Source organism: Enterococcus italicus, from assembly GCF_023743875.1.
Lineage (GTDB): Bacteria > Bacillota > Bacilli > Lactobacillales > Enterococcaceae > Enterococcus_G > Enterococcus_G italicus.
Genome location: NZ_JAMRVB010000001.1, coordinates 2,108,838 through 2,134,639 on the forward strand (window position 1 = coordinate 2,108,838; position 25,802 = coordinate 2,134,639).

Below are 25,802 nucleotides of genomic sequence, written 5' to 3' on the forward strand. Positions count from 1 at the left end.
GAAAAGAATGGTAGGAATTATCTTAGCTAGCCATGGCGAATTTGCCAAAGGAATACTACAATCAGCAACGATGATTTTTGGCGAACAAAAAGATGTTACCGCAGTTACATTAATGCCTAGTGAAGGTCCTGATGACGTAAAAGCAAAAATGACTCAAGCTGTTGCGGGCTTTGAAAACCAAGATGAAGTCTTATTCTTAGTTGATTTATGGGGTGGGACCCCTTTTAATCAAGCGAATAGTTTGTATGAAGAACACAAAGATCAGTGGGCAATTGTTGCAGGTATGAATTTACCAATGGTTATTGAAGCATTTGCTTGTCGATTAAGTGAAACTTCCGCAAGAAAAATCGCCGCTCAAATACTTTCACCAGCGAAAGAAGGGGTAAAGGTTCGTCCGGATTCATTGGCACCAACAACGACAGCTGCCGTTCAACAAGTATCATCAGCCGGTGCACCAGGTACATTCAAGTATGTCTTAGCGCGTATCGATTCACGACTTTTACATGGACAAGTTGCTACTGCATGGACGAAAGAAACACAACCAACAAGAATTATTGTCGTGTCCGATAATGTAGCAAAAGATGAATTACGGAAAAAATTAATTCAACAAGCAGCTCCTCCTGGTGTGAAAGCACACGTTGTACCAGTAGAGAAGATGATTGAATTAGCAAAAGATGATAAACATTTTGGTGGTCAAAAAGCAATGTTATTATTTGAAAACCCTCAAGATGCTTTGCGAGCAGTCGAAGGTGGCGTTCCATTGAAGACAATTAATGTTGGTTCGATGGCACATTCAATCGGAAAAGTTCAACCGAATAAAGTATTAGCTTTTGATCAAAATGATATTGATACATTTAAAAAGCTGAAATCAGCTGGTATAACGTTTGATGTTAGAAAAGTGCCGAATGATTCAAAAGGTGATATGGATGATATCTTGCGTAAAGCACAGGAAGAATTAAACCGACAAAAATAGGGGAATCTTAAAGAAATGGAGGAACAACAATTATGGAATTAAATTTTATTCAGATTATATTAGTCATTGTTGTAGCATTTCTGGCAGGGATGGAAGGAATCCTCGATGAATTTCATTTCCATCAACCAGTTATTGCTTGTACACTGATTGGATTAGTAACAGGTAATTTATTGCCATGTCTAATCTTAGGTGGAACATTACAAATGATTGCACTAGGTTGGTCAAATATTGGTGCTGCTGTAGCACCTGATGCCGCTTTAGCAGCAGTCGCTTCAGCTATTATTCTTATTTTAGGTGGACAAGGTGAGTCTGGTGTGTCTTCAGCCATCGCGATTGCCGTACCACTAGCTGTCGCTGGATTATTGTTAACTATCATCGTGAGAACAATTACGACAGCCTTTGTTCATTTTATGGATGCAGCGGCCAATGAAGGAAACATTGCTAAAATTGAATTTTGGCAAATTGCAGCCATTTGTTTGCAAGGTATTCGGATCGCTATTCCCGCTGCATTAATCTTAGCAGTTGGTGAAGGTCCTGTGAAAGCCATGTTAGAAGCAATGCCTACTTGGTTAACAAGTGGTCTAGCAATTGGTGGGGGGATGGTTGTAGCGGTTGGTTATGCGATGGTTATCAATATGATGGCAACCCGTGAAGTTTGGCCATTCTTTGCCATTGGTTTTGTCTTAGCAACCGTTTCACAAATTACTTTAATTGGACTAGGAGCAATTGGTGTATCATTGGCACTTATTTACTTGGCACTATCGAAACAAGGTGGATCTGGATCAAATGGTGGTAATACAGGTGATCCTCTAGGCGATATTATTGATAACTATTAAAGAAGGAGGCGACACAAGTTATGGAAAATAAAATTCAATTAACGAAAAAAGATCGTATCTCTACTTGGTGGCGTTCTACATTCCTTCAAGGATCATGGAATTATGAACGGATGCAAAATGGTGGCTGGGCATATACAATGATTCCGGCTATCAAGAGATTGTACCCAAATAAGGAAGATAGAATTGCGGCATTGAAGCGTCACTTAGAATTCTTTAATACCCATCCTTATGTAGCATCACCAATTATTGGGGTGACTTTGGCTCTTGAAGAAGAACGTGCAAATGGTGCTCCAGTCGACGATGTTACGATTCAAGGGGTAAAAGTTGGGATGATGGGACCTTTAGCAGGGGTTGGTGATCCGGTATTTTGGTTCACAGTGAAACCAATCCTAGGCGCTTTGGCAGCATCTTTGGCTATGGGTGGTAGTATCATTGGTCCGATTCTTTACTTTGTCGCATGGAATGCGATTCGGATGGCCTTCATGTGGTATACACAAGAGTTTGGTTACAAAGCTGGATCAAAAATCACGGAAGATTTATCAGGCGGTGTCTTACAAGATATTACAAAAGGTGCGTCGATTTTAGGGATGTTTATCCTAGGTGCCCTAGTAAATCGCTGGGTTTCTGTTTCGTTCAAACCAACCGTATCTTCCGTTAAATTAGACACAGGTGCATATATTGATTGGGACAAATTGCCTTCGGGTGCCGCTGGTATCAAATCGGCATTAGAGCAACAAAGTGCAGGCTTATCTTTGTCTGATACAAAAGTAACAACTTTGCAAAACAACTTAGATAGTTTAATACCAGGTCTTGCTGCTTTATTAATTACCCTTGCTTGTATGTGGTTATTAAAGAAAAAAGTTTCACCAATCTTGATTATTTTAGGCTTATTTGTTATCGGTATTGTCGCTCACTTGATTGGGTTAATGTAAAAACTAGACTAGGGCGATGCCATGCGCTAAGTGGCATTGCTCTGTTTTTTTTGTTATACTGAGACAAACTAGGAGGATGGCAATGGTTCAATCACTGAATGCGAAAGTGGATTTAGTAAAAGATGGTACGTCATTTACAGGATTAAATGAATATGGCAAGATCATGATTGGCGACAAAGCATTTGAATTTTATAGTGATCGCGATGCAAAAAAATTTATTCAAATTCCATGGGAAGAGGTGGATTGTGTCGTGGCCTCAGTGCTATTTAAAGGGAAATGGATTCCGCGCTTTGCACTAAAGACTAAAAAGAGTGGCACGTATACGTTTTCCGCAAAAAATCCCAAGCAAGTGTTACGTGCAATTAGAGAATATGTTCATCCTGACAAAATGGTGCGATCATTAGGTTTTTTTGATGTTTTAAACAATTCTTTTAAAGCAATCGGCAAAAAAAGACAAAAGAAAGAAAAAGATTGATGAAAATCAATCTTTTTTTGTGTCTTTTAACTTATTTGTTTAAAGTTTGTTATAATAAGATAGATTACTTTATGAAAGAAGGAAGAACAATGTCACGAGTAGAAAAATTACGTTCTGCGATGAAAAATGAAGGAATTGATGGCTTTTTAATAACAAGTCCTTACAATTTACGTTATTTAACCAATTTTACAGGTACGACTGGTTTAGCAGTCATTACCTTGACAAACGCTTATTTTGTAACGGATTTTCGTTATACTGAACAAGCAGCAAAACAAGCGCAAGAATATAAAATCGTGAAAAATACAGGCCCAATCTTTGACGAAGTCGCCCAACTTTGCCAAAAAGATGGGATTAAATCATTAGGTTTTGAGGAAGCCTTTGTCAGTTTTGCGCAATATGGCCAGTTAGAAGACCTAATCGAAACCTCTGAATTAGTGCCAATCTCGGGTATGATTGAAGAATTGCGTGAAATGAAAGAAGATCATGAAGTTGAAACAGTCAGAAAAGCTTGCGAAATTGCAGATAAAGGAATCGAACATATCTGGAATACAATCAAACCAGGGATGACTGAAATTGAAGTAGCCAATCAATTAGACTTTTATATGCGTTCACTGGGCGCGACGTGTGTGTCATTTGATACGATTGTTGCTAGTGGCTTACGCTCTGCGATGCCACATGGTGTTGCCAGTGAAAAAGTTATTGAAAAAGGCGATTTAATTACGATTGACTTTGGTTGTTATTATGACGGCTACGTTTCAGATGAAACAAGAACATTTGCCGTTGGTGATCCAGGTCAAAAACTAAAAGATATCTACCAAATCGTGCTAGAAGCGAATTTAAAAGTGATTGATGCAGCAAAACCAGGTATGTCAGGTATTGAGCTAGATGCAATTGCCCGTGATCATATTGCGTCATTTGGTTATGGTGAAGCATTTGGTCATTCGACCGGTCATGGCATTGGTCTTGAGATTCATGAAGGACCTAATGTATCGTTCCGTGCGGATAAACGATTTGTTCCAGGTAATATTATTACTGATGAACCCGGAATTTACTTGCCTGGAATCGGTGGCGTGCGAATTGAAGATGACTTGCTAATCACAAGCACTGGTAATGAAGTGTTAACGAAGTCTTCAAAAGAATTCATGATTTTATAATAGTTAGCTAGTTCTGCTAGTAGTTTTTATAGCGAAAAAGGCTAGAAAATGATACACTAGTACCGAAGTTCTTGCACATTCTTTCTGTTTAGTTTAAAAAATGATGGATGGTTTTCGAGAACGCATGGAGTATTCTCATATCAGTATCGAAAGTGCAAAGAGATGGAGGAATTCATAATGGTTGAAGAAAAAAGCTTCGTATTAGATACGAATCATGAACTAGGTGAAATAGTCATTGCGCCTGAAGTCATCGAAGTAATTATTGGTATTGCTGCGGCTACTGTTGAAGGTGTTTATGGTATGAGAGGCACATTCACGACAAATGTAAATGAACTATTAGGACGTAAAGCTCATGGCAAGGGCGTTCATCTGACCATTGACGAAGATGGGATTAAGGTGGATTTGTATTGCTATATGAAATATGGCGTGTCCGTTCCGAAAGTAGCGATGGATATCCAACAAAGCGTGAAGCAACAAGTGCTATTTATGACTGATGTAGAGTTGATGGAAGTGAACATCCACGTGGTGGCCATTGTTCCTGAAAAGGCTGAAGAGTTGGATTTAAATGAATTATTTGAAAATGATGAGGACGAAAATGAGTAAAGAATTATCCAGACATGATATTCGGGAGATGGCAGTACAGTCGTTATTCCCTCTAGATTTTAATACAGAATTTTCAAAACAAGATGCGATTGCACATGCGATTGAAGTGAATCAATATGATTTGTTGGATGAAGAGGAAGAAAACTTTGTCCCTGATTATCTTGATTGGCTGGTATCCGGTGTGTGCGAGCACAAAAATGAACTTGATAAGGAAATCGAATCTTTTTTGCGTCCAGGCTGGAAAATTGGTCGCTTGGCGAAAATGGATGTTACGATCTTAAGACTAGCAATTTTTGAGATGCAACATGCTGAGGATGTTCCGAATAAAGTTGTTTTGAATGAAGCGATTGAATTAACAAAGACATTCAGTGATGATCAATCTCGCAAATTTGTAAATGGTGTCTTGTCTTCAATTAATAACAAATTAGAAGCTGATGGCGAATAGCCCAGCTTCTTCTTTTTAGATTTATCAAATGAGAAAAAATGAGTCAACTCTACTCACTCTACTATGACTATGGTAAAATGAAAAAAATAAAAGGGGTGTGGCAACTTTATGACAACAATTATTGACGGTAAAGGGTTAGCAGAAAGATTGCAACAAGAATTAAAAGAAACTATCGCCAATGATTCTCTCGAGAATCCACCAGGCTTGGTCGTTATCTTAGTCGGTGACAATCCTGCGAGCCAGGTGTATGTCCGTAACAAAGAACTAGCAGCGAAACGAATTGGCATTCATTCCAAAGTGGATCGTCTGCCTGCCTCGGTGACAGAAGAAGCGTTATTGGCAAGAATTGATCAATACAATCGTGATGCGGCGTTTCATGGTATTTTGGTGCAATTGCCTTTACCGATTCAGATTGACGAAGAAAAAGTGTTGGATGCGATTGATCCGAAGAAAGATGTCGATGGCTTTCATCCGTTAAATTTAGGGAAATTATTTTTAGGGAAGCCCGAAATGATTCCTTGTACACCCTATGGCATCATGAAGATGTTTGATGCGTACCACATTCCGCTTGAAGGGAAAAAAGTGGTTGTAGTAGGTAGAAGTAATATTGTCGGAAAACCCATGGCGCAACTACTTTTGGCCCGTCATGCGACGGTAACGATTGCCCACTCTCGTACGGAAGATTTAGCAGCATTGACCCAAACGGCTGACATCTTAATTGTAGCCATTGGTCGAGGAAATTTTATTACCAAAGAATTTGTTAAGCCAGGAGCTGTTGTAATTGATGTAGGGATGAATCGAGATCAAGATGGCAAGCTGGTTGGAGATGTTGCATTTGACGAAGTGGCACCAATGACATCATTTATTACGCCAGTACCGAAAGGGGTTGGTCCAATGACGATCACCATGTTGATGATTCAAACGTACGAAGCAGCCAAAAGGCAGGAGAATGCAGTGTGAGTGAACAATATTTAAGTATTACCGCGATGACCGCCTACTTAAAGCGTAAATTTGATGCAGATCCTTACTTAGAACGTGTGTATCTGACGGGTGAAATTTCTAATTTTCGTTTAAGACCCAATCATCAGTATTTTAGCCTTAAAGATGAACATGCAAAACTCTCAGCGGTCATGTTTAAGGGAGCATTTCAGAAGTTGTCCTTCCAACCAGAGGAAGGGATGAAGGTATTGGTCATTGGCCGCATATCTTTATTTGAGTCGAGTGGGAGTTATCAACTGTATATTGAACACATGGAGCCAGATGGCGTGGGAGCATTGTATCAAGCTTACGCACAATTAAAAGAGAAATTGGCCAAAGAAGGCTTGTTTCAACTGCCTAAGCAAACCCTACCAGCCTATCCGAAGCGAATTGCGATTTTGACTTCACCTAGTGGGGCAGTCATCCGGGATATTATTACGACAGTGCGCCGACGTTACCCAATTGTGCAGCTTGTGTTATATCCGACAGTGGTTCAAGGGGAAAAAGCTGCCGGTGAATTGATCAAGAATATTCAGCGGGTGGAAGAGGATGGACAGTTTGATACGATGATTATTGGTCGTGGTGGTGGATCGATTGAGGACTTATGGCCATTTAACGATGAACACTTGGCTCGCACCATCGTAGCGGCCAAGACGCCAATTATCTCATCAGTGGGTCACGAGACGGATACGACAATTGCTGATTTGGTTGCTGATGTCCGTGCTGCGACACCGACTGCGGCAGCTGAACTAGCCGTACCTGTTTTAAGTCAGGAGCTACTGAGAGTAGAAGAAATAAAAATGAGGGTGCAGCAAGCCTTTTTGTATCAGCTAGAAAGACAAAAACAACGCTACGCAAAAGCCATTCATTCCTATGTTTTTCGGCAACCAAATCGTCTGTACGAATCTAAGGCACAACAGTTAGATATAGCTTCGCAACGCCTTAGTCAGCAAATGCAAAGCGTGTTTTTCGCAAAAAAACAATCGGCGACTGTAGTGATGAATCGCTTGTCCTATCAACCATTGATGCGTGTGTATGAGCGTGAGGTACAAGAACAACGGTATTTGGATGAACGCTTAAAAAAAGCAATGAATCAAGCGTATTTAGCTCACACACAACGAGTCAATCATGCCATTCAATCGCTTGATTTGGTTAGTCCGTTGAAGATTATGAACCGAGGCTATAGCTATGTTTCTAAAGATGACGAAATCGTCAAATCGGTAGTAGATATTGCTGTAGATGATTTATTAACTATTCATCTAAGTGATGGCACAATCCAAACGACCGTAGTGGCAACGCATGAGGAGGGGAAAGAATGACCGCAACATTTGAAGAATCATTAGCAGAATTAGAAAAAATTGTCGCACGCCTTGAGCAAGGTGATGTGCCATTAGAAGAAGCACTGGATGTTTTTCAGCAAGGGATGGTTTTAAGCAAACAATGCAAGGAAACATTGGAAAATGCAGAAAAAACATTAACAAAACTAATGACGGATAACAACGAAGAAGTTCCTTTTGAAGAAGGCGATGCTAAATGATCGAAAAGCAAGCCTTCTTAGAGTCCGTCGAAATGACGATGCTTACTGCAATTAGTGAACAAACCAATGAGGAACAATTGGCTGAAAGTATGCGTTATTCAGTTGAGGCTGGTGGGAAACGAATTCGACCACTTCTTTTGGCTAGTACATATGCGTTGTATCAAAAAAATGTGTCGCAGGCGGTGTGCCAAGTTGCTGCGGCGGTTGAATTGGTTCATACGTACTCATTAATTCATGATGATCTGCCAGCAATGGATAATGATGACTTAAGAAGAGGAAAACCAACCAATCATAAAGTGTTTGGTGAAGCACTAGCGATTTTAGCAGGTGATGGACTATTGACTTTAGCCTTTCAAGTGTTAGGCCAAGCGGAACTAGCCGATGACAAGAAAGTTGCCTGTCTGACTTTGCTTGCTCAAACGGCCGGAACATTGGGAATGGTGGCAGGTCAGGCTGCGGACATTGAAGCAGAAGGAAAACAACTGTCACTTGAACAATTGCAAGGAATTCATGCACGAAAAACAGGCGAGTTGATTCGTTTTTCGGTAATCGCTGGAGGCATTATCGGTGGGGCTTCAGCCAAAGAGCAAGCGCAGTTAGATAGTTTTGCACGTAAACTAGGATTGGCTTTTCAAATTAAAGATGATTTGTTAGATGTCTTAGCTACCACTGAAGAACTTGGAAAGACAGCCCGTCGAGACAGTGTCTTACAAAAAAGTACCTATCCGCAATTATTGGGTGTCCAAAAAGCAAAAGACGAGTTAACTAAGCAAGTGAACGAGGCACGGTCGATTGTACAAGACTTTGCTGAAAAAGGCTATCAGACGGATGCATTAGAAGCAATGATGGAAAAGTTCACTTTATGATAGAAAGAGGAAAACGATGAAGAAAGAACGGGTAGATGTTTTAGCTGTTCAACAAGGGTTATTTGAAACACGAGAGCAAGCCAAACGAGGTGTTATGGCGGGGCTAGTCTATATCGAAAAAAATAAAGAACGTCTTGATAAACCAGGCGAGAAGATCGACAATCAAACAATTCTTGAAATAAAAGGCAAAAAGTTACCATATGTTTCAAGAGGTGGCTTAAAGTTGGAGAAGGCCTTAAAACAATTTGATTTCTCAGTGAAGGACAAGCGCGTTCTTGATATCGGCGCCTCGACCGGGGGCTTTACGGATGTAGCATTGCAAAATGGGGCTGTATTAAGTTATGCTTTGGATGTAGGATACAACCAATTGGCATGGAAGTTGCGTCAAGATGAACGCGTCGTTGTCATGGAGCGCATGAATTTTCGCTATGCAACACCTGCGGATTTTCAATTTGGTACGCCAGAAGTCGCTACAATTGATGTATCATTTATTTCATTAAAATTAATCTTGCCGAAGTTGCATCAGATTTTGCTTGATAGAGGTGATGTGATGGCATTGATTAAGCCTCAATTTGAAGCTGGCCGTGAAGCTGTAGGGAAGCACGGAATAGTCCGCGATCCGCAGACGCATCGAGCAGTGATTGAGATGATTGTTTCGTTTGCCACGAATGAATGCTTTGATGTAGAAAATTTGTCCTATTCACCAATTACAGGTGGGGAAGGCAACATTGAGTTTTTGATTCATTTGAAAAAAGCTAGCCAAAAAGGCCAATTAGCTCCAACTGTTTCCATTGACGCTGTCGTTACTGAAGCACACAATCAATTAACTTAAAGAAGTGAAAATACATGTTACACGAAAGGTAAAACCATTTGAGTAAAATGGATGAAGCCATTTGTGATATGTATTTTTTCTTTTTCCCAAAAATCACGAACAATTAGTTTTCTTTCATGCTTTCTAATAGACCTTTTCAATAAGTAAAAAATACGCTATCATAAGTGAGAAATAGAAGGAGGGATGCGGATGAAAAAAAAAGAACGGCATCGTCTAATTACGCGACTGTTGCTAGAGATGGACATCCAAAAACAAGAACAGTTTGTGCAAGTGTTGCAAGAACGTGGCATTCATGTGACGCAAGCAACTGTCTCAAGAGATATAAAAGAATTAAAATTAGTCAAAGTCCCTTCAGAATTGGGTGGGTACCGCTATAGTCTTCCTGCTCAAAATGAAGAAGAACAGGCGATGAAATTAGATAAATTATTAAAAAACGCCTTTATTCATGTTAAAAAGATGGACAAATTTGTTCTGTTACAGACAATTCCAGGTAATGCAGTAGCCATTGCACCACTAATTGATCGTCAATACAACGATGAGTTATTTGGTATTTTAACAGATGATGACAAAGTATTGATGATTTCAAACTCACAAGAGGCATGTAATGACTTGTTTACATGGTTAAAACAATACGAGCACTAAAAGGTTGGTGAGCAAATGTTAGTCGAAATGACGATTGAAAATTTTGCGATTATCGAGTCGTTGACGCTTTCTTTTCATGAAGGCATGACGACATTGACAGGTGAAACAGGTGCAGGAAAATCAATTATTATTGATGCGCTAGGTCTTTTAGCAGGTAGCCGTGCTTCGGTCGATGTGATTCGTCAGGGGGCAGATCGCTGCCATCTAGAAGGCGTCTTTGACTGGCCGAAAAACCCACAATTTTTTGCACTCATGCAAGAACTACTAGTGAATCAAGAAGAAGACTATCTGGTCGTACAGCGCGACATTGCGCTGAATGGTAAGTCAATTTGTCGTGTCAACGGCCATGTCATGACATTAGCCAATTTAAAACGCATTGGTCGTTTTTTGGTGGATATACAAGGTCAAAATGAACATCAATCACTCTTGCAGGCCGATCAACACCAGCGCTTGTTAGATGAATTTGGTGGTAGTGACTTTCAGCTTGCTCTCACAGAATACAAAGCCTTGTATAAAGAATGGCAAGCATTAGCCAAAACAGTACTTTCTCGCAAGAAAAATGAACAGTCTTATGTTCAAAGATTGGATATGTTACGGTATCAAGTTGATGAAATTGAGCAGGCAGAATTGGTTTCTGGTGAGGAAGAGTCTTTAACTGAAGAACGTGACAAATTACTAAACTTTCAAAAAATAGTTGATGCATTTGCAAGTGTACATCAGCTACTTAGTACTGATGATCATGGTGTCTTAGACAATGTGAGTCTGGCAGCGAATGAATTAGAAAGCGTAGCGTCGTTTGGGAAAGAGTATGAATTATTGTCAGAGTCACTAACGACTGTTTATTATCAACTACAAGATGTTGCAGCTGATTTGTCCCGTCAAATGGACATACTTGAGTTTGATGAGCAACGCTTGCATCAAATCGAGGATAGACTGGAGATCATTCATCAGCTTAAAAGAAAGTATGGTGAGTCAGTAGAATTTATTTTAGCGTACTATGAGAAGATTTCCCTTGAACTATTAGAGACCGCACAATCTGATGGGCAGCTTGATCAGCTTGAATCGCTATTAAAAGAGAAAGAGGAGCAGGTAGCGAAAAAAGCAGCAATCCTGCATGAAAATCGTAAAGAAATTGCGCGTCGTTTAGAAAAAGCAATCATGAACGAGTTACGTGAACTGTACATGGAGCATACGCAATTTGCCGTCCGTTTTGAGGCGCTATCTCAAGGATACAACGAATTTGGAAAAGATGACGTTTTGTTTTATTTATCTGCTAATCCAGGTGAGCCGTTGCGCCCACTAGAAAAAGTAGCTAGTGGTGGTGAGATATCTAGGATTTTACTAGCCTTAAAGACGGTCTTTTCAACCAGTCAGGAATTAACAAGTATTGTCTTTGATGAAGTAGATACTGGTGTGAGTGGACGAGTAGCCCAAGCAATTGCTGAAAAAATTTCGCAAATTGGTCGCCGCTCGCAAGTTCTATGTATTACGCATTTGCCTCAAGTTGCGGCTTTTGCTGATTTTCAATATTTTATCTCAAAGACGGTTCAGAATAATCGAACCAAGACCACCGTCGTTGAACTGACGAAAGAGGAACGCGTGGAAGAAATTGCCCGCATGTTAGCGGGTGCTGAAGTCACGACGTTAACAAAAGAGCATGCAAAAGAGCTCTTACGATTAGCTCAAAAAAGTAACAGATAGCAAATTTTAGCCGATTGAGAGATAAAAAAAGAAGCTGAAACGATTTTTTTGCCATCGTTTCAGCTTCTCTTTTATTGAATACTTGTAATAGCACCCAGAACAATCGATCCAATTGTAAGAATTAACATGGTCCAAACAACCACCATCGTAATTTTAGCAAATCTACTTTTTTTCTTTTTTTCGCTCATTGTATTCATCCTTTTTTTGTCATTAGAGTCATTTTACAACCTTCTATACGATAACTCAAGCCAGAGGGGAGAATTACAAAAGATTTTTCTTTTTAAGATAGCGCATGGCAAGGACGCAAAGCAAAACAGTTCCGCCAGCAATGAGCCAAAAAGCTCCCTTTGAGTTGGCAAATGGAAGAGAGACATTCATTCCGTATATTCCTCCGATTATCGTAGGAATGGTTAAGACTAGTGTTAACGAAGTGAGGATTTTCATGACGTTATTCAAATTATTTGAAACAATCGCTGAGAAGGTATCGGTAATTTGGCTGACTAAACGCAGATGAATTGTAGCAGAGGTTACTGCTTGCTTTGTTTCTATTAGGACATCTTGTAAGTGATTGTGTACGGCATGATTTTTTTTCAGTAAAGCAATCTCCGAGAAATCAGATAGAGTTGCTAAGTTGTTTTTTGTAGCTGATTCAATTAATACCAAACTTTTTTGAATGTCTAACATTTGATACAATTGCTTATTTTCAGTGGATACTTTGATTTGGCCTTCTAGCTCTGATAATTGCAACTTTATTTTTTTCAGATAACGGTTAAAAGACAAAACAAGCTTCCATAAAATTTGAAGGACCAAATTCATTTCGACAGACATATCATTTTGTTGAAGATAGACGTCGGGCAATTCATCGAAAAAAATCGGCGGATATTTTGAGACGGTTAGGACTTTTTTTTCAGGTGTAAAGATGATTGCCAATGGATAGGTTTCGTATTGAGGATAGCCATTGGGACTTGTTAAGGCATGCGGGTATTGTAACAGCAATAATGCTGCTCGTTCAAAAATCGTCTGCTCCAATCCTTCATACCGAGAATTTTCGGCATCGTCTAAGATCGCAGTTAGATAATCCATAGGTAAATGGTAATTTGTAGAAATTGTCGTCAACTCGTCGGAAGTCGGATTCTCAATATGTAACCAAAAAACTTCTTTCGTGTCAGCATCCTGTTTTTTTAACTGATCTTGATTAAGAGCGTAATAATGAATCATAGTAACCTCCTAAATAGTTTCGAAATAGTTGGAATTTTTAACAAAATGAAATACTCGTGTAAACAAAATGAAGTATAGTATAGCTAATACAATAGAAAGGATTTATCCTAATGAAACCTTTTACTCTAGATTTACTTGTTTGGTACATTTACCCTATTATAGCAATTATCGGGGCTAAATTCATCGTTTCCTTTTTTCACTTAAATCAAAAATATCAATTGAAAGCACCGGATATCGCGACACCTCTGTTGATGATTGGTCTGTATTTCTTCTCGACTGCAGCACTAGGAAGAAGTGTGATTGCGTATTATTTTATTTCCATTATTTTATTAGGGATGGGCTTAGTATTGATTCACGCTTATTTTTTTGACGAAGTACATTATGGGCGACTATTTAAAATGTATTGGCGAATGACATTTTTGCTTACAATTTTTTTATATGGTGTCCTGTTATGCTGGAATATTTTCGCTTTAGTTGCTTAAGTTTGGTTCATTTTGGATTAGAAAAATAGCTCAAACTTAAAAGGTAAAAATAAGTCAAAAAAAGTCTTAACTTTTCAGATATTTTGTGGTAGAAAGTGGGGGATTGTGGTAGACTTTATTTATCAAGTGGTAGATAGGGGGTCCTAGCGATGTTGATGGGTGAATTTCAACATTCGATTGATGCAAAAGGTCGCCTAATAGTCCCTGCAAAATTACGTGAACAGCTCGGTGAGAAGTTTATTGTGACGCGAGGACTAGATGGGTGTCTATTTGGCTATCCGTTGAGTGAATGGAATCAGCTTGAAGCAAAGCTAAGTGAAATGCCCCTTGCAAAGAAAGATGCGCGGACATTCGTTCGTTTCTTTTATTCTGCAGCTACTGAATGTGAAATAGATAAACAAGGAAGAATCAATATCCCCACGACGTTGCGAGAGCATGCAAAATTGACAAAAGCTTGTGTAATTATTGGGGTAGCCAATCGTATTGAAATTTGGGATGAAGAAAAATGGCACGCTTTCTCTGAAGAAGCGGAAGAAAACTTTGATGAAATAGCAGAAACCATGATTGATTTTGGGTTGTAGAAAGAGGAAAAGCATTGGAATTTCAGCACTATACGGTCTTAAAGAAAGAGACAGTAGAAGGATTAGCTATTAAACCAGATGGCATTTATGTGGATTGCACACTAGGAGGTGCGGGCCATAGTGAATATCTATTAAGCCAATTAGGACCAGATGGACATTTATACGCCTTTGATCAAGATCAAAAAGCGCTGGATTTTGCTAAACAACGTCTACAAAGCTTTGTCGATAAAGGTCAAGTGACCTTTATTAAGAGTAATTTTCGTGAGTTGAAATCAAAACTAGCCGAATTAGACGTTATGAAAGTCGATGGTATTTTATACGATTTAGGTGTATCGTCACCACAATTAGATGAAGCTGAACGGGGATTTAGTTACCATCAAGATGCGCCATTAGATATGCGAATGGATCAATCAGCGAGTTTCTCAGCTCATGATTTGGTGAATACATATTCCTACAACGAGTTAGTTAAAATCTTTTTCCGCTATGGAGAAGAAAAATTTTCAAAACAAATTGCTCGTGAAATTGAACGAGTACGGGCAAATCAACCAATTGAGACAACATCTGAGTTAGTGGAAATTATTAAGACAGCTATACCGGCTCCAGCTAGACGCAAGGGTGGACATCCAGCTAAAAGGATTTTCCAAGCAATACGGATTGCTGTGAATGATGAACTAGGTGCAGTTGAAGAGTCACTAGAGCAGGCCATAGAATTGCTTGCAATCCATGGCCGCATTAGTGTTATTACCTTTCACTCATTGGAAGATCGCTTAGTAAAAAATATGTTTAAAGAATACAGTCAAGTCAAGGAGTTACCGCCTGGTTTGCCCGTTATTCCTGATGAATATCAACCAATGCTGACAGTAATTAATCGTAAGCCAATCACGGCAAGTGAATTGGAGCTAGAAGAAAATAATCGGTCTCGTAGTGCCAAGCTACGAATTGTCGAAAAAGTAAAAGAGGGAGAGAGTTAAGGTATGGCTGAATTGAAAATCAAAGACTTACATACACAATTATATGATACCAATCTTCAGCCAGATCAACAGAAAGTCTATGAAGAAATTCATCGCCCAGAAGTGATCCATGTACCAACTTCTCCATTCACAAGATTAGCAAAACTAAGCAAACTTGAAAAATGGTTGACATCTGCTATCATTTTTGGAGCGATTGCTTTGGGACTTTTGGCAATCAATTTACGGACACAAATTAGCTCAGTTGAAAATACAATTACGACGATTCAAAACAAAATTGATGATGCAAATACAACGAAAACAGATTTGCAACAAGAAAAAAATGAGTTGTCAAAAACCGAGAGAATTCAAAAAATCGCTGAAGAAAAAGGATTGTCAATCAAAGAGGATAATTTAAGGAATGTGAAGTAAATGAGTTTAAAAAAAAAGATGAAGCGATATTTCAATAAGAAAAACAAATCACCAAAGAACAATCGCAAAATTGTGGGAATTATTTTATTTTCCATGACATTTGTGATGTTCTTTTTATTTGTTATTCAGCTGTCAAAAATCGCCGTTATAGGGAAAGTCAATAATGTATCACTAGCAGAAAAAACAAAACAATTGTATCAAGGAAGTACCGTTGTCAAGGCTAAGCGAGGAACTATTTATGATCGAAATGGTATTGCCATTGCTGAGGATGCGACTTCCTATTCGGCATACGCAACACTATCAAAGACCTATACGAGTGGAAATAAAAAACTATATGCCCAAGAAAAAGACTTTGAAAAACTCGTCGCAATCTTAGCCAAAGAAGTTAGTGGATTTGACGAAAAAAAAGCTTTGACTGCTTTAAAAAATGGTGCCAAAGAAAATCTTTGGTTAGTAGAATTTAGTCAAGCAAAAAACTTAACCTTGAAGCAACGAACAGCAATTGAAGCAGATTTGAAAGCAGAAAATTTAGTCGGCATTTATTTTAATGAAAGCCAAGCTAGAATGTATCCAAATGGAGAGTTTGCTTCTCACTTAATTGGGTATACTGATTTGGTAGAAAATAAATCTGGAGAAAAAGAACTTGTCGGCAAAATGGGAATTGAATCCGCCTATGACGATATTCTTAAGGGAACCAATGGAAAAATTGTCTACCAACGAGACAATTATCAAAATCCACTTCCTGGTACTGTATCTGAATCCGTGGCTGCCAAAGATGGAAAAGATATTTATACGACGTTAGATAGTCGCTTGCAAGTCTATCTAGAGAAGTATATGAAAGAATATTATGAAAAATTAGGTGCAAAAAGTATGACTGCCATGCTTGTCAAAGCAAATACTGGTGAGATTTTAGCACTTGACCAGCAGCCGTCATTTGATCCTGAAACCAAAAAAGGACTAGGCACTGACTACGATTCAAACTTTAACTGGGCGAATACATTAGTTGAAGATCCGTATGAGCCGGGATCTACAATGAAAATTTTGACCACCGCAGCGGCAATTACTCAAGGCGTATATGATCCCAACGAGACATATCAAGGTGGGAAAATTGAAATTGCAGATGCGACAATCGATGACTGGGACCATGGGGAAAAAGGTACGTTAACGATGCGCCAAGCCTTGTCTTGGTCTAGTAATAAAGGAATGGTCATCTTAGAACAAAAAATGCCAGATGCATGGCGTCAATATTTGAAAAAATTTGGATTTGGTCAAAGTACGTATTCAGGGTTAGCAAATGAAAAATCAGGTACGCTCCCTTCGACGAATATTGTCGATACTGCGATGAGTTCATTCGGACAAAGTATCGGGGTAACCAATTTTCAAATGATGCAAGCTTTTACCGCAATTGCCAACAATGGTACGATGCTAAAACCGCAATATATAACCAAAATTGTTAATCCAAATACAAACAAGATAACCGTGATGGAGCCTGAAGTAGTCGGAAATCCGGTTACCAAAGAATCGACAGAACAAGTAAGAGAATACATGCGAGATACCACTGAAAATGAGGAATATGGGATTGCATATGGTAAGTACAGTGTCCCTGGTTACCACGTCAGTGTGAAGACCGGGACGGCTCAAATATCAGAAAATGGCGCATATTTAACTGGCGCAAATGATTATATTTATTCCGCTGTTTCCATTGTTCCTTCTGAAAATCCTGAATATATTTTCTATTTGACGATTAAACAACCGAAAAATTATGATTACAATGCGTTATCAGATATCACCAATGCCATTTTAAAAAGAGCGATGGACTTAACGAGTTCTGATGCAACGACTGATGGTGAATCGACAGAGATATCGACTGAAAAAATTACCGTTGACGACTATCGTAATTTATCGACCACGACCGCCGCAACGGCTGCTCAAAAAAGTGGGCTTGACCCAGTTGTACTAGGTGAAGGAAGCAAAGTGAAATCACAATCGATTGATGTCGGCAAGACAGTATTACCGGGTGAAAAATTGCTATTACTAACCAATGATGATGCAGTTACGATGCCAGATATTACAGGTTGGTCAAAAACAGATATAGTAAAATTAGCCGATCTATTAAATATTGATGTTACCTTTGAAGGGGAAGGATATGCTACTTCACAGAGCATAGAAGCATATGCAACCATCCGCAATCAAAAATTAACAATTGTTTTAAAAGAAAACTAGTAATAGGGGTGCAAAAGATGGATTGGGAAAAAATGTTTTTACCGTTAGCAAGTGGATTTGGGATAACAGTGGCATTCATGCCACTGTTTATTGGCTATTTTCAAATGAAAAAATACGGGCAAGAAATACGTGAAGAAGGACCAAAGTGGCACCAGAAGAAAGCAGGTACGCCGACAATGGGTGGCGTTGTCTTTTTGTTGGCGACAGTTATTACATCGCTTTGGGTAGGACTTTGGCAAAACCAAGTTACAGCAACGCTTGCAATTTTATTATTCATTCTTGCACTTTACGGCATGATTGGTTTTTTAGATGACTTCATCAAGATTTTTAAAAAAAGAAATCTAGGACTGAACTCGCTACAAAAATTACTAGGGCAAATCATCGGAGCCTTGATCTTTTACGGTGTGTATCTATATGATGGAAATGTTAATCAACTCGCCATATTAGGTTTTACCATTCCTCTGGGTTATCTGTATGGACTGTTTGTCATTATCTGGTTAGTCGGATTTTCCAATGCGGTGAATTTGGCAGATGGGATTGATGGCTTAGTTGCTGGCCTAGGGACGATTTCCTTTGCAACCTATGCAATCATCGCCTATGCACAAAATCAAACAGATATTTTAATTTTGTGTCTAAGTGTGATTGGTGGATTAATCGGCTTTTTTGTATACAATCACAAGCCCGCTAAAATTTTTATGGGTGATGTCGGCGCGTTGTCTCTTGGCGGGATATTAGCAGCGGTATCGATTCTCCTACATCAAGAATGGACACTGTTATTAATCGGCTTTGTGTATGTGTGCGAAACACTTAGCGTTATTTTACAAGTAGGATACTTTAAACTGACAGGTAAAAGATTGTTTAAAATGTCACCGATTCACCATCATTTTGAAATGCTTGGTTGGTCTGAATGGAAAATTAATGGTGTCTTTTGGACAATTGGGTTAATTTGTTCTATGCTAACGCTATGGATTATCTTATAGGAGACGATGGACATGAAAACAATCAAGACATATGAAAATCAAAAAGTTTTAGTGCTAGGATTAGCCAAAAGCGGATTTAGTGCGGCCAAATTGCTTCATCATTTGGGCGCACTTGTTACCGTTAATGACGGAAAAGTATTTGAAGAAAATAAAGATGCTCAGGAATTGTTATCAGAAGGGATTACAGTTATCACAGGTAGTCATCCATTAGAATTACTAGACGAAGGGTTCACATTAATTGTAAAAAATCCCGGAATTCCATACACCCATCCATTTGTTCAAGAAGCCTTATCAAGAAATATTCCGATTATTACCGAAGTTGAATTGGCTTATGAAATAGCTGATGCACCAATCATTGGAATTACTGGAACAAATGGTAAGACGACAACAACGACGATGATTGGCCATGTACTAAATCAAGAGCGCAGCAATTCAGTCGCTCGACTAGCCGGTAATATTGGTTACCCAGCTAGCTCTGTTGCACAAGAAGCAATCGCAGATGATGAATTAGTAATGGAACTTTCTAGTTTTCAATTAATGGGCATTACCGACTTTCATCCAGAAATTGCCGTTATCACTAATATTTATGAAGCCCATATTGACTACCATGGTAGCCGCCCAGAATATGTTCAAGCAAAGTGGCGCATTCAAAAAAATATGACTGACAAAGATTATTTGGTCATCAATTGGAATCAAACGGAATTACGAGAATTAGCAAAATCAACCAAAGCGACAGTTGTACCTTTTAGTACAGAAGGACAAGTCGACGGAGCCTATGAGATAGACGGCCAATTGTTCTTTAAAGGACAATTGATTATGTCAGTAGATGAACTAGGTGTACCGGGCCAGCACAATGTGGAAAATGCTTTAGCAGCGATTGCTGTTGCAAGCTTAAAACAGGTCCGTCCTGAAGCAATTAAAGCAGCACTTAGTCAATTTACCGGTGTGCCCCATCGTACGCAATATGTAGGGACACATGGCGATGTCCGTTTCTTTAATGACTCCAAAGCGACAAATAGTCTAGCGACAAGAATGGCTTTAGGTGGATTTGATCATCAAAAATTGGTATTACTCGCTGGTGGTTTAGATCGAGGCAATTCTTTCGATGAATTAATTCCTGATTTAAAAGGGATTAAGGCAATTGTATTGTTTGGTCAAACGAAAGATAAATTGGCAGATGCGGCCCAAAAGGCAGGTATACCGATTATTAAATTTAGTGAAAATGTGGAATCGGCTGTTCCATTGGCATTTACGCTTAGTGAACCTGGTGACACGATTTTACTATCTCCAGCCAATGCCAGCTGGGATCAATACCCTAACTTTGAAGTACGTGGCGATCGCTTTGTTCAAGCGATGCAACAGCTAAAATAGGAAGAAATGAGAGAAAAAGATGAAAGTACTTGTAACAGGTGGTGGAACTGGGGGACATATTTATCCTGCTTTAGCATTTGTAAACTATGTAAAGCAACTCGATCCCAACGCCCAATTTATGTATGTTGGTGCTAAAAGAGGACTGGAGAATAAAATTGTTCCTCCACTAAGCATTGAATTTAAAACGTTAGAAATACAAGGCTTTAAAAGAAGCCTTTCGTTTGATAACATCAAAACAGTGCAACTATTTTTAACCAGTATTCGTCAAGCGAAAAAAATCATCAAAGAATTTCAACCAGATATCGTGATCGGTACTGGTGGTTATGTGTCCGGAGCAGTCGTTTATGCAGCGGCAAAATTACACGTACCGACAATCATCCATGAGCAAAATAGTGTTCCAGGAGTGACCAATAAGTTTTTGGCACGATACGTGGATCGTATCGCCATAGCTTTTCAGGATGCGGCCGCCTACTTTCCAAAAGAGAAAACAGTGTTAGTCGGTAACCCGAGAGCTCAAGAAGTAGCAGGTGTAAAAAAATCTGAAATCTTGAGTCAATACAATTTAACACCGGGTATTCCGACTGTATTAATTTTTGGTGGCAGTCAAGGGGCACTAAAAATCAATCAAGCAGTCATTGATGCCCTCCCTACACTTGCTAAAAAAAGCTATCAAGTGCTTTATGCCTCAGGTGAGCGATATTTCCAAGAAATCGAAGAATCAATTGGCATGACCAAAGATGCGTTTAAAAATATCAGCATCCAACCATATATTACTAAAATGGATGAGGTAATGGTTAATTGCGAGTTACTAATTGGTCGTGCGGGCGCAACATCCATCGCCGAGTTTACTGCACTGGGATTGCCAGCCATTTTAATTCCTAGTCCTTATGTGACGAATGATCACCAGACCAAGAATGCGCAAAGCCTTGTTCAGGTTGGTGCTGTGGACATGATTCGTGATGCAGAATTAGATGCAGAATCACTTGTTTTTGCAATTGATAAAATTATGAACGATGAGCAACTTCGCCAAAACATGGCGGTAGCATCCAAAAAAGAGGGGATACCAGATGCCTCAGAGAGATTGTATCAATTGTCCCAATCGATTATGCGAGATTGAGAGGAGGAAGTCACATGACTAAGAAAGAATCTCAATCCGAAGAAACGCCCCTTACACCATGGCAAGAGGAGCATGCCCGATACCTTCAAAAAAAGAATGAAGAAGAAAAAGGGCAAACCGATGATCAAGTAAGTGTTGCTGATGAAAAAAAAGAGAAAAGTGACTCATATGATGATGAAGATATTCAATTAAATAGAGCAAGCGAACGAGTTTCTTTTATGGACAAGTTACCAAATTTGCATTCTTACCATAATAAGCAATTAATCCGACGTGTCTCCTTCATCCTAGGTCTTTTAACAATTCCTTTAATCATTTGTGGGTATTTTATTTCACCTTATAGTCGCTTAGGAAAAATTGAAGTATCAGGCAATCAAGTAGTAACAACACAAGAGATTATTGCCGCATCAAAGCTACAACTAGACGAAAATTTTTGGCAACAATATCAAGACCGCTCGCAAGCGGCAAAAAAAATTGAGACGAAGTACCCACGTATTAAGTCTGTTGCCATTAAAATGACTGGAATCAATCAATTGAAACTATCCGTCACTGAGTATGAAGAAATCGCCCAATTATCAAAAAATGGTACCTATTCTCCTATTTTAGCTAGCGGAAAAGTACTGGCTGAAACGCGTAAAGAGGCGAGTAAGCAAGAAGTTATTTTGGAAAAATTTACGAATAATGAGCAAATTTTGGCAACAATTACCCAATACAAAAAATTATCTAGTGAACTACAAAGTGCCATCTCGCAAATTTCTTATGAAGCTACTAAAGCAAATGACCAATTACTCCACTTGTATATGAATGATGGCAATACAGTGATTGTAAATATCGATAATTTAGCAAGTCAAATGAAGTATTATCCACAAATAGCAAAAGATTTAACAGAAAAAGGGACAATTGATATGGAAGTTGGTATTTTTTATGCGCCATATGAAAGTTCAACGACTTCCACTTCTGATACAACCAATACAAGTGATACCACTTCTTCGAGTGAGGACTCAGTACCATCAGATTCTAGTCAGGAGAATAATTAGGCAAATTTAGCAATTTAAAATAAAAAATTGTATATTATTTATCCCAACGCCTTTCTCATCCTCTATGAAATATGGTAAAATTGGTAGAAATGAAAGAAAATTCCATTTTATTTGGCGATTGAGTGAATAAGATATAGATACAATTAGGAGGGAATCCCATCCATGGCAAAATCAGGAATTTATGTGGGCTTGGATATCGGTACATCATCAGTAAAAGTAGTAGTTGCTGAATATATCGATAACCAAATGAATATTATTGGCGTAGGAAATGCCAAATCAGAAGGAATCAATCGCGGTATCGTCGTAGATATCGAAAAAACAGTGAATGCAATTCATCGTGCGATTGGTCAAGCAGAGGAAAAAGCGGGCATTCAAATTCGCAATGTCAGCGTTGGATTACCAGCAAACTTATTAGAAGTTGAAAATTGCCAAGGGATGATTGCCGTAAACGGTGAGTCCAAAGAAATCACGGATGAAGATGTCCGAAATGTAACATCTGCTGCTTTGGTTAGATCGATTCCACCTGAAAGACAAATTGTGGCTATTATTCCACAAGAATTTACGGTTGATGGCTTTGAAGGAATCAAAGATCCACGCGGGATGATTGGTGTGCGTATGGAAATGTTTGGTCTTGTGTATACAGGTCCTAAGACCATTGTCCATAACATCAAAAAATGTGTGGCAAATGCAGGATTGATTTTAGATGAATTAATCATCACGCCACTAGCATTAACTGAAATGATTTTATCTGATGGTGAAAAAGATTTTGGTACGACCGTAATCGATATTGGTGGAGGTCAAACGACGACAGCCGTGATGCATGACAAACAATTGAAATTTACGCAAGTTAATCAAGAAGGCGGCGAGTTTGTTACAAAAGATATCTCGACTGTTTTAAACACTTCATTTAACAATGCAGAAGCGTTAAAAATTAATTATGGAGATGCTTATCCAGAGCGCACATCAGAAGCAGAAGAATTTCCGGTAGATGTGATTGGTAAAACGGATCCAGTGAAAGTTAGTGAAAAATATTTGGCTGAGATCATTGAAGCGAGAATGGAACAAATCTTCACTAAGTCCAAAGAAGTTTTGGACAGCATTGAAGCATTAGAACTTCCTGGTGGAGTGGTGTTGACTGGTGGAGCGGCTAGCTTACCAGGCGTAGTTGAATTAGCACAAGAAGTATTTGGAACATCTGTTAAGCTTTATGTACCAAGTCACATGGGCCTACGCAATCCAGTATTCACGAATGTCATTAGTTTGGTTAATTTTGCAGCAAATGTAAATGATGTTTACCGGATTGCAGAAAGTGCCGTGACTGGTGAAAAAGTCACACCGACGCAATCGTACCAAACAGTACCTATTCGCCAAACTTCAGAAGCACCAACTACCGCTTATGAAGAAAGTGATGAGTTAGATTACCAAGAACCAGAAGAATCTCAATCAGGCGAAAGTTTGACAGATAAAGTGAAAGGCTTCTTTTCAAATATTTTTGATTAAGCAGGAGGAATACAAATTATGGAATTCTCAATTGACAATAATGTAAACGAAGGCGCTGTAATCAAAGTTATCGGTGTCGGCGGTGGCGGTGGTAACGCCGTAAACCGTATGATCGAAGAAAATGTAAAAGGTGTTGAATTCATCGCAGTCAATACAGATGTGCAAGCCTTAAAAAATTCAAAAGCTGAAACAGTTATTCAATTAGGCCCTAAATATACAAGAGGTCTTGGCGCTGGTTCTCAACCTGAAGTAGGTGAAAAAGCAGCGGAAGAAAGTGAACAATTAATCCGTGAAGCATTAGAAGGCGCGGATATGGTATTTATCACTGCAGGTATGGGCGGTGGAACGGGTACTGGTGCTGCTCCAATCGTAGCAAGTATTGCAAAAGAAATTGGCGCATTAACAGTCGGCGTAGTTACTCGTCCATTTACTTTTGAAGGACCAAAACGTGGCCGCTTTGCTGCGGAAGGAATTGCAAAATTAAAAGAAAATGTTGATACTTTACTGATTATTTCAAACAATCGTCTATTAGAAGTTGTTGACAAAAAGACACCAATGTTAGAAGCATTCCGTGAAGCAGATAATGTATTGCGTCAAGGAGTACAAGGTATTTCTGATTTGATTACAGCTCCAGGTTACGTAAATCTTGACTTTGCTGATGTGAAAACAGTAATGGCTAACCAAGGTACTGCTTTAATGGGTATCGGTGTTGCTAGTGGTGAAGAACGTGTGATTGAAGCAACGAAAAAAGCAATCTCATCACCATTACTTGAAACGTCAATTGATGGTGCAGAGCAAGTGTTATTAAATATTACTGGTGGGCTAGATATGACTTTATTTGAAGCACAAGATGCTTCTGATATTGTGTCAAGCGCTGCAAGTGGCGATGTAAATATTATCTTAGGTACATCAATCAATGAAGATATGGGTGATGAAATCCGCGTGACGGTCATTGCGACAGGTATTGACCCAACAAAAAAGGATAGTCGATCTGCCCGTTCTTCAAGAACGAGTCAGATCCAACCCAAAGCACAAAAACCAACAATCGAATTAGATCAAGCACAACCAACGCCAGCTGAAGAAGAAACAGCATTTGGTGATTGGGATATTCGTAAAGAACAAACTGTACGCCCTAAAGTTGACGAAACACAGTTTGATACGATTGAAAAAAAAGAATTTGATACATTTTCTCGTGATGAACAAAAGAACTCGGACGACGAATTAAGTACACCCCCATTTTTCCGTCGTAAAAGATAAGGAGGAAGAGCACATGATTTCTGAGAACTTGCGGAAGGTGGAGCAAGAGGTACAGAAAGCATGTGCTCTTGCTTCACGTCAAAGAGAAAGTGTCACGATTGTAGCCGTAACTAAAACAGTCGATTTAGAAACAACGATTGAAGTCGTCACAAATGGCGTGACAGACTGCGCAGAAAACCGCGTAGAACCTTTTTTAGCCAAAAAAGAAGCGATGAAAGACTTGAATGTGACTTGGCATTTCATCGGGAATTTACAACGAAGAAAAGTAAAGCATGTTATCAATGAAGTCGACTATTTTCATGCGTTAGAGAGCCTATCGTTGGCAAATGAAATTCAAAAAAGAGCAACAAAAAAAATACGTTGCTTCATTGAGGTTAATGTTTCTGGCGAAGAATCAAAGCAGGGCATTAAACCATCTGAATTATCATCATTTGTCGAACAACTTAGTGAATTTGATAAGGTTGAAATCGTCGGTTTAATGACGATGGCGCCATTTCAATCAACAAAATCAGAACAACGCGATGTTTTTTTGCAATTACGGAATTTGCAAAAGAGTATCGAAGCCCAACAACTTACGTACGCACCTTGCCATGAACTAAGCATGGGGATGAGCAATGATTATACCGTTGCGATTGAAGAAGGTGCCACATTTATTCGGGTTGGAACTGCCTTAGTGAAAGAATAGA

At 39.0% G+C, this 25,802-nt stretch carries 28 protein-coding genes; 26 read left to right on the plus strand and 2 right to left on the minus strand.

The window, feature by feature from the left end; translation table 11 throughout:
- The first annotated feature begins 7 nt into the window (after nt 1–7).
- The 14 genes from NE257_RS10385 (at nt 8) to recN (ending at nt 11,974) form a co-directional block, all read left to right on the plus strand.
- Nucleotides 8–973 (plus strand): mannose/fructose/sorbose PTS transporter subunit IIA, encoded by a 966-nt coding sequence (locus tag NE257_RS10385; RefSeq protein ID WP_251852349.1) that lies wholly within the window; start codon nt 8–10, stop codon nt 971–973.
- A gap of 32 nt (nt 974–1,005) precedes the next feature.
- Entirely contained in the window at nt 1,006–1,809 is an 804-nt protein-coding gene (locus tag NE257_RS10390) for a PTS mannose/fructose/sorbose transporter subunit IIC (protein ID WP_251852350.1), read from the plus strand.
- 20 nt (nt 1,810–1,829) lie between these two features.
- Entirely contained in the window at nt 1,830–2,741 is a 912-nt protein-coding gene (locus NE257_RS10395) for a PTS system mannose/fructose/sorbose family transporter subunit IID (RefSeq protein ID WP_251852351.1), read from the plus strand.
- 82 nt (nt 2,742–2,823) lie between these two features.
- Nucleotides 2,824–3,216, plus strand: a complete 393-nt coding sequence (locus NE257_RS10400; RefSeq protein ID WP_040365987.1) for a DUF956 family protein — start codon at nt 2,824–2,826, stop codon at nt 3,214–3,216.
- Nucleotides 3,217–3,305: 89 nt separating this feature from the next.
- A complete protein-coding gene (locus NE257_RS10405) occupies nt 3,306–4,370 on the plus strand; it encodes a M24 family metallopeptidase (protein ID WP_251854471.1) in 1,065 nt (354 codons plus the stop codon).
- 177 nt (nt 4,371–4,547) lie between these two features.
- A complete protein-coding gene (locus tag NE257_RS10410) occupies nt 4,548–4,973 on the plus strand; it encodes an Asp23/Gls24 family envelope stress response protein (protein ID WP_251854472.1) in 426 nt (141 codons plus the stop codon).
- Nucleotides 4,966–5,418, plus strand: a complete 453-nt coding sequence (gene nusB, locus NE257_RS10415) for a transcription antitermination factor NusB (RefSeq protein ID WP_251852354.1) — start codon at nt 4,966–4,968, stop codon at nt 5,416–5,418. The genes NE257_RS10410 and nusB overlap by 8 nt, the downstream gene beginning before the upstream one ends.
- A gap of 108 nt (nt 5,419–5,526) precedes the next feature.
- Entirely contained in the window at nt 5,527–6,378 is an 852-nt protein-coding gene (locus NE257_RS10420; RefSeq protein ID WP_007207121.1) for a bifunctional methylenetetrahydrofolate dehydrogenase/methenyltetrahydrofolate cyclohydrolase, read from the plus strand.
- Nucleotides 6,375–7,715: an exodeoxyribonuclease VII large subunit gene (gene xseA, locus NE257_RS10425; RefSeq protein WP_251854473.1), complete on the plus strand. Its 1,341-nt coding sequence runs from the start codon at nt 6,375–6,377 to the stop codon at nt 7,713–7,715. Before NE257_RS10420 ends, xseA begins: the two co-directional genes overlap by 4 nt.
- A complete protein-coding gene (locus NE257_RS10430; protein ID WP_007207119.1) occupies nt 7,712–7,933 on the plus strand; it encodes an exodeoxyribonuclease VII small subunit in 222 nt (73 codons plus the stop codon). The genes xseA and NE257_RS10430 overlap by 4 nt, the downstream gene beginning before the upstream one ends.
- Nucleotides 7,930–8,799, plus strand: coding sequence for a polyprenyl synthetase family protein (locus NE257_RS10435; protein WP_251886402.1), 870 nt, complete (start codon nt 7,930–7,932; stop codon nt 8,797–8,799). The genes NE257_RS10430 and NE257_RS10435 overlap by 4 nt, the downstream gene beginning before the upstream one ends.
- Before the next feature lie 16 nt (nt 8,800–8,815).
- Nucleotides 8,816–9,631 (plus strand): TlyA family RNA methyltransferase, encoded by an 816-nt coding sequence (locus NE257_RS10440; RefSeq protein ID WP_251886403.1) that lies wholly within the window; start codon nt 8,816–8,818, stop codon nt 9,629–9,631.
- A gap of 189 nt (nt 9,632–9,820) precedes the next feature.
- Nucleotides 9,821–10,273 carry an arginine repressor gene (locus tag NE257_RS10445; protein WP_251852359.1) on the plus strand — a complete coding sequence of 151 codons (453 nt, stop codon included), beginning with the start codon at nt 9,821–9,823 and terminating at the stop codon, nt 10,271–10,273.
- A gap of 15 nt (nt 10,274–10,288) precedes the next feature.
- Complete coding sequence (gene recN, locus NE257_RS10450) at nt 10,289–11,974, plus strand: DNA repair protein RecN (protein ID WP_251854475.1); 1,686 nt, start codon at nt 10,289–10,291, stop codon at nt 11,972–11,974.
- Nucleotides 11,975–12,045: 71 nt separating this feature from the next.
- Here the strand turns inward: recN and NE257_RS10455 are convergent, their stop codons facing one another.
- Both NE257_RS10455 and NE257_RS10460 read right to left on the minus strand, forming a co-directional pair.
- Nucleotides 12,046–12,162, minus strand: coding sequence for a DUF4044 domain-containing protein (locus NE257_RS10455; protein WP_071859021.1), 117 nt, complete (start codon nt 12,160–12,162; stop codon nt 12,046–12,048).
- Between the two features lie 73 nt (nt 12,163–12,235).
- On the minus strand, nt 12,236–13,192 hold the full coding sequence (locus tag NE257_RS10460) for a magnesium transporter CorA family protein (RefSeq protein WP_251854476.1): 957 nt from the start codon (nt 13,190–13,192) through the stop codon (nt 12,236–12,238).
- A 110-nt stretch (nt 13,193–13,302) separates the two neighbouring features.
- On the opposite strand from NE257_RS10460, the gene NE257_RS10465 reads away from it, so the two are divergent.
- The 12 genes from NE257_RS10465 (at nt 13,303) to NE257_RS10520 (ending at nt 25,801) form a co-directional block, all read left to right on the plus strand.
- Nucleotides 13,303–13,674, plus strand: coding sequence for a DUF3397 domain-containing protein (locus tag NE257_RS10465; RefSeq protein ID WP_007207112.1), 372 nt, complete (start codon nt 13,303–13,305; stop codon nt 13,672–13,674).
- Nucleotides 13,675–13,823: 149 nt separating this feature from the next.
- Nucleotides 13,824–14,255, plus strand: coding sequence for a division/cell wall cluster transcriptional repressor MraZ (mraZ, locus tag NE257_RS10470; protein ID WP_007207111.1), 432 nt, complete (start codon nt 13,824–13,826; stop codon nt 14,253–14,255).
- 14 nt (nt 14,256–14,269) lie between these two features.
- The gene (gene rsmH / locus NE257_RS10475) at nt 14,270–15,226 is read left to right on the plus strand and encodes a 16S rRNA (cytosine(1402)-N(4))-methyltransferase RsmH (protein ID WP_007207110.1); all 957 of its coding nucleotides are present in this window, start codon (nt 14,270–14,272) and stop codon (nt 15,224–15,226) included.
- 3 nt (nt 15,227–15,229) lie between these two features.
- Nucleotides 15,230–15,634, plus strand: coding sequence for a cell division protein FtsL (gene ftsL, locus NE257_RS10480; RefSeq protein ID WP_007207109.1), 405 nt, complete (start codon nt 15,230–15,232; stop codon nt 15,632–15,634).
- Nucleotides 15,635–17,857, plus strand: a complete 2,223-nt coding sequence (locus NE257_RS10485) for a penicillin-binding transpeptidase domain-containing protein (protein ID WP_251886404.1) — start codon at nt 15,635–15,637, stop codon at nt 17,855–17,857.
- A 17-nt stretch (nt 17,858–17,874) separates the two neighbouring features.
- The gene (gene mraY, locus NE257_RS10490; RefSeq protein WP_007207107.1) at nt 17,875–18,837 is read left to right on the plus strand and encodes a phospho-N-acetylmuramoyl-pentapeptide-transferase; all 963 of its coding nucleotides are present in this window, start codon (nt 17,875–17,877) and stop codon (nt 18,835–18,837) included.
- A 12-nt stretch (nt 18,838–18,849) separates the two neighbouring features.
- Nucleotides 18,850–20,208 carry a UDP-N-acetylmuramoyl-L-alanine--D-glutamate ligase gene (murD, locus tag NE257_RS10495; RefSeq protein WP_040365982.1) on the plus strand — a complete coding sequence of 453 codons (1,359 nt, stop codon included), beginning with the start codon at nt 18,850–18,852 and terminating at the stop codon, nt 20,206–20,208.
- A 19-nt stretch (nt 20,209–20,227) separates the two neighbouring features.
- The gene (murG, locus tag NE257_RS10500) at nt 20,228–21,325 is read left to right on the plus strand and encodes an undecaprenyldiphospho-muramoylpentapeptide beta-N-acetylglucosaminyltransferase (RefSeq protein ID WP_251886405.1); all 1,098 of its coding nucleotides are present in this window, start codon (nt 20,228–20,230) and stop codon (nt 21,323–21,325) included.
- Between the two features lie 14 nt (nt 21,326–21,339).
- Nucleotides 21,340–22,359, plus strand: a complete 1,020-nt coding sequence (locus NE257_RS10505) for a cell division protein FtsQ/DivIB (protein ID WP_007207104.1) — start codon at nt 21,340–21,342, stop codon at nt 22,357–22,359.
- A 162-nt stretch (nt 22,360–22,521) separates the two neighbouring features.
- Nucleotides 22,522–23,859, plus strand: coding sequence for a cell division protein FtsA (gene ftsA / locus NE257_RS10510; RefSeq protein WP_251886406.1), 1,338 nt, complete (start codon nt 22,522–22,524; stop codon nt 23,857–23,859).
- Nucleotides 23,860–23,877: 18 nt separating this feature from the next.
- On the plus strand, nt 23,878–25,116 hold the full coding sequence (ftsZ, locus tag NE257_RS10515) for a cell division protein FtsZ (protein WP_007207102.1): 1,239 nt from the start codon (nt 23,878–23,880) through the stop codon (nt 25,114–25,116).
- Between the two features lie 13 nt (nt 25,117–25,129).
- Complete coding sequence (locus tag NE257_RS10520; RefSeq protein WP_251886407.1) at nt 25,130–25,801, plus strand: YggS family pyridoxal phosphate-dependent enzyme; 672 nt, start codon at nt 25,130–25,132, stop codon at nt 25,799–25,801.
- Nucleotide 25,802 lies beyond the last annotated feature (1 nt).

Bases quoted from the DNA above. Each gene is read 5' to 3' on its own strand.
- ftsZ (WP_007207102.1), top strand. From the start codon at position 23,878: ATGGAATTCTCAATTGACAATAATGTAAACGAAGGCGCTGTAATCAAA.
- NE257_RS10440 (WP_251886403.1), top strand. From the start codon at position 8,816: ATGAAGAAAGAACGGGTAGATGTTTTAGCTGTTCAACAAGGGTTATTT.
- mraZ (WP_007207111.1), top strand. From the start codon at position 13,824: ATGTTGATGGGTGAATTTCAACATTCGATTGATGCAAAAGGTCGCCTA.
- NE257_RS10390 (WP_251852350.1), top strand. From the start codon at position 1,006: ATGGAATTAAATTTTATTCAGATTATATTAGTCATTGTTGTAGCATTT.
- NE257_RS10400 (WP_040365987.1), top strand. From the start codon at position 2,824: ATGGTTCAATCACTGAATGCGAAAGTGGATTTAGTAAAAGATGGTACG.
- NE257_RS10455 (WP_071859021.1), bottom strand. From the start codon at position 12,162: ATGAGCGAAAAAAAGAAAAAAAGTAGATTTGCTAAAATTACGATGGTG.
- NE257_RS10435 (WP_251886402.1), top strand. From the start codon at position 7,930: ATGATCGAAAAGCAAGCCTTCTTAGAGTCCGTCGAAATGACGATGCTT.
- murD (WP_040365982.1), top strand. From the start codon at position 18,850: ATGAAAACAATCAAGACATATGAAAATCAAAAAGTTTTAGTGCTAGGA.
- NE257_RS10485 (WP_251886404.1), top strand. From the start codon at position 15,635: ATGAGTTTAAAAAAAAAGATGAAGCGATATTTCAATAAGAAAAACAAA.
- NE257_RS10385 (WP_251852349.1), top strand. From the start codon at position 8: ATGGTAGGAATTATCTTAGCTAGCCATGGCGAATTTGCCAAAGGAATA.
- NE257_RS10405 (WP_251854471.1), top strand. From the start codon at position 3,306: ATGTCACGAGTAGAAAAATTACGTTCTGCGATGAAAAATGAAGGAATT.
- NE257_RS10410 (WP_251854472.1), top strand. From the start codon at position 4,548: ATGGTTGAAGAAAAAAGCTTCGTATTAGATACGAATCATGAACTAGGT.
- NE257_RS10465 (WP_007207112.1), top strand. From the start codon at position 13,303: ATGAAACCTTTTACTCTAGATTTACTTGTTTGGTACATTTACCCTATT.
- ftsA (WP_251886406.1), top strand. From the start codon at position 22,522: ATGGCAAAATCAGGAATTTATGTGGGCTTGGATATCGGTACATCATCA.
- ftsL (WP_007207109.1), top strand. From the start codon at position 15,230: ATGGCTGAATTGAAAATCAAAGACTTACATACACAATTATATGATACC.
- NE257_RS10420 (WP_007207121.1), top strand. From the start codon at position 5,527: ATGACAACAATTATTGACGGTAAAGGGTTAGCAGAAAGATTGCAACAA.
- recN (WP_251854475.1), top strand. From the start codon at position 10,289: ATGTTAGTCGAAATGACGATTGAAAATTTTGCGATTATCGAGTCGTTG.
- NE257_RS10395 (WP_251852351.1), top strand. From the start codon at position 1,830: ATGGAAAATAAAATTCAATTAACGAAAAAAGATCGTATCTCTACTTGG.
- NE257_RS10460 (WP_251854476.1), bottom strand. From the start codon at position 13,192: ATGATTCATTATTACGCTCTTAATCAAGATCAGTTAAAAAAACAGGAT.
- NE257_RS10505 (WP_007207104.1), top strand. From the start codon at position 21,340: ATGACTAAGAAAGAATCTCAATCCGAAGAAACGCCCCTTACACCATGG.
- NE257_RS10430 (WP_007207119.1), top strand. From the start codon at position 7,712: ATGACCGCAACATTTGAAGAATCATTAGCAGAATTAGAAAAAATTGTC.
- mraY (WP_007207107.1), top strand. From the start codon at position 17,875: ATGGATTGGGAAAAAATGTTTTTACCGTTAGCAAGTGGATTTGGGATA.
- NE257_RS10520 (WP_251886407.1), top strand. From the start codon at position 25,130: ATGATTTCTGAGAACTTGCGGAAGGTGGAGCAAGAGGTACAGAAAGCA.
- murG (WP_251886405.1), top strand. From the start codon at position 20,228: ATGAAAGTACTTGTAACAGGTGGTGGAACTGGGGGACATATTTATCCT.
- NE257_RS10445 (WP_251852359.1), top strand. From the start codon at position 9,821: ATGAAAAAAAAAGAACGGCATCGTCTAATTACGCGACTGTTGCTAGAG.
- nusB (WP_251852354.1), top strand. From the start codon at position 4,966: ATGAGTAAAGAATTATCCAGACATGATATTCGGGAGATGGCAGTACAG.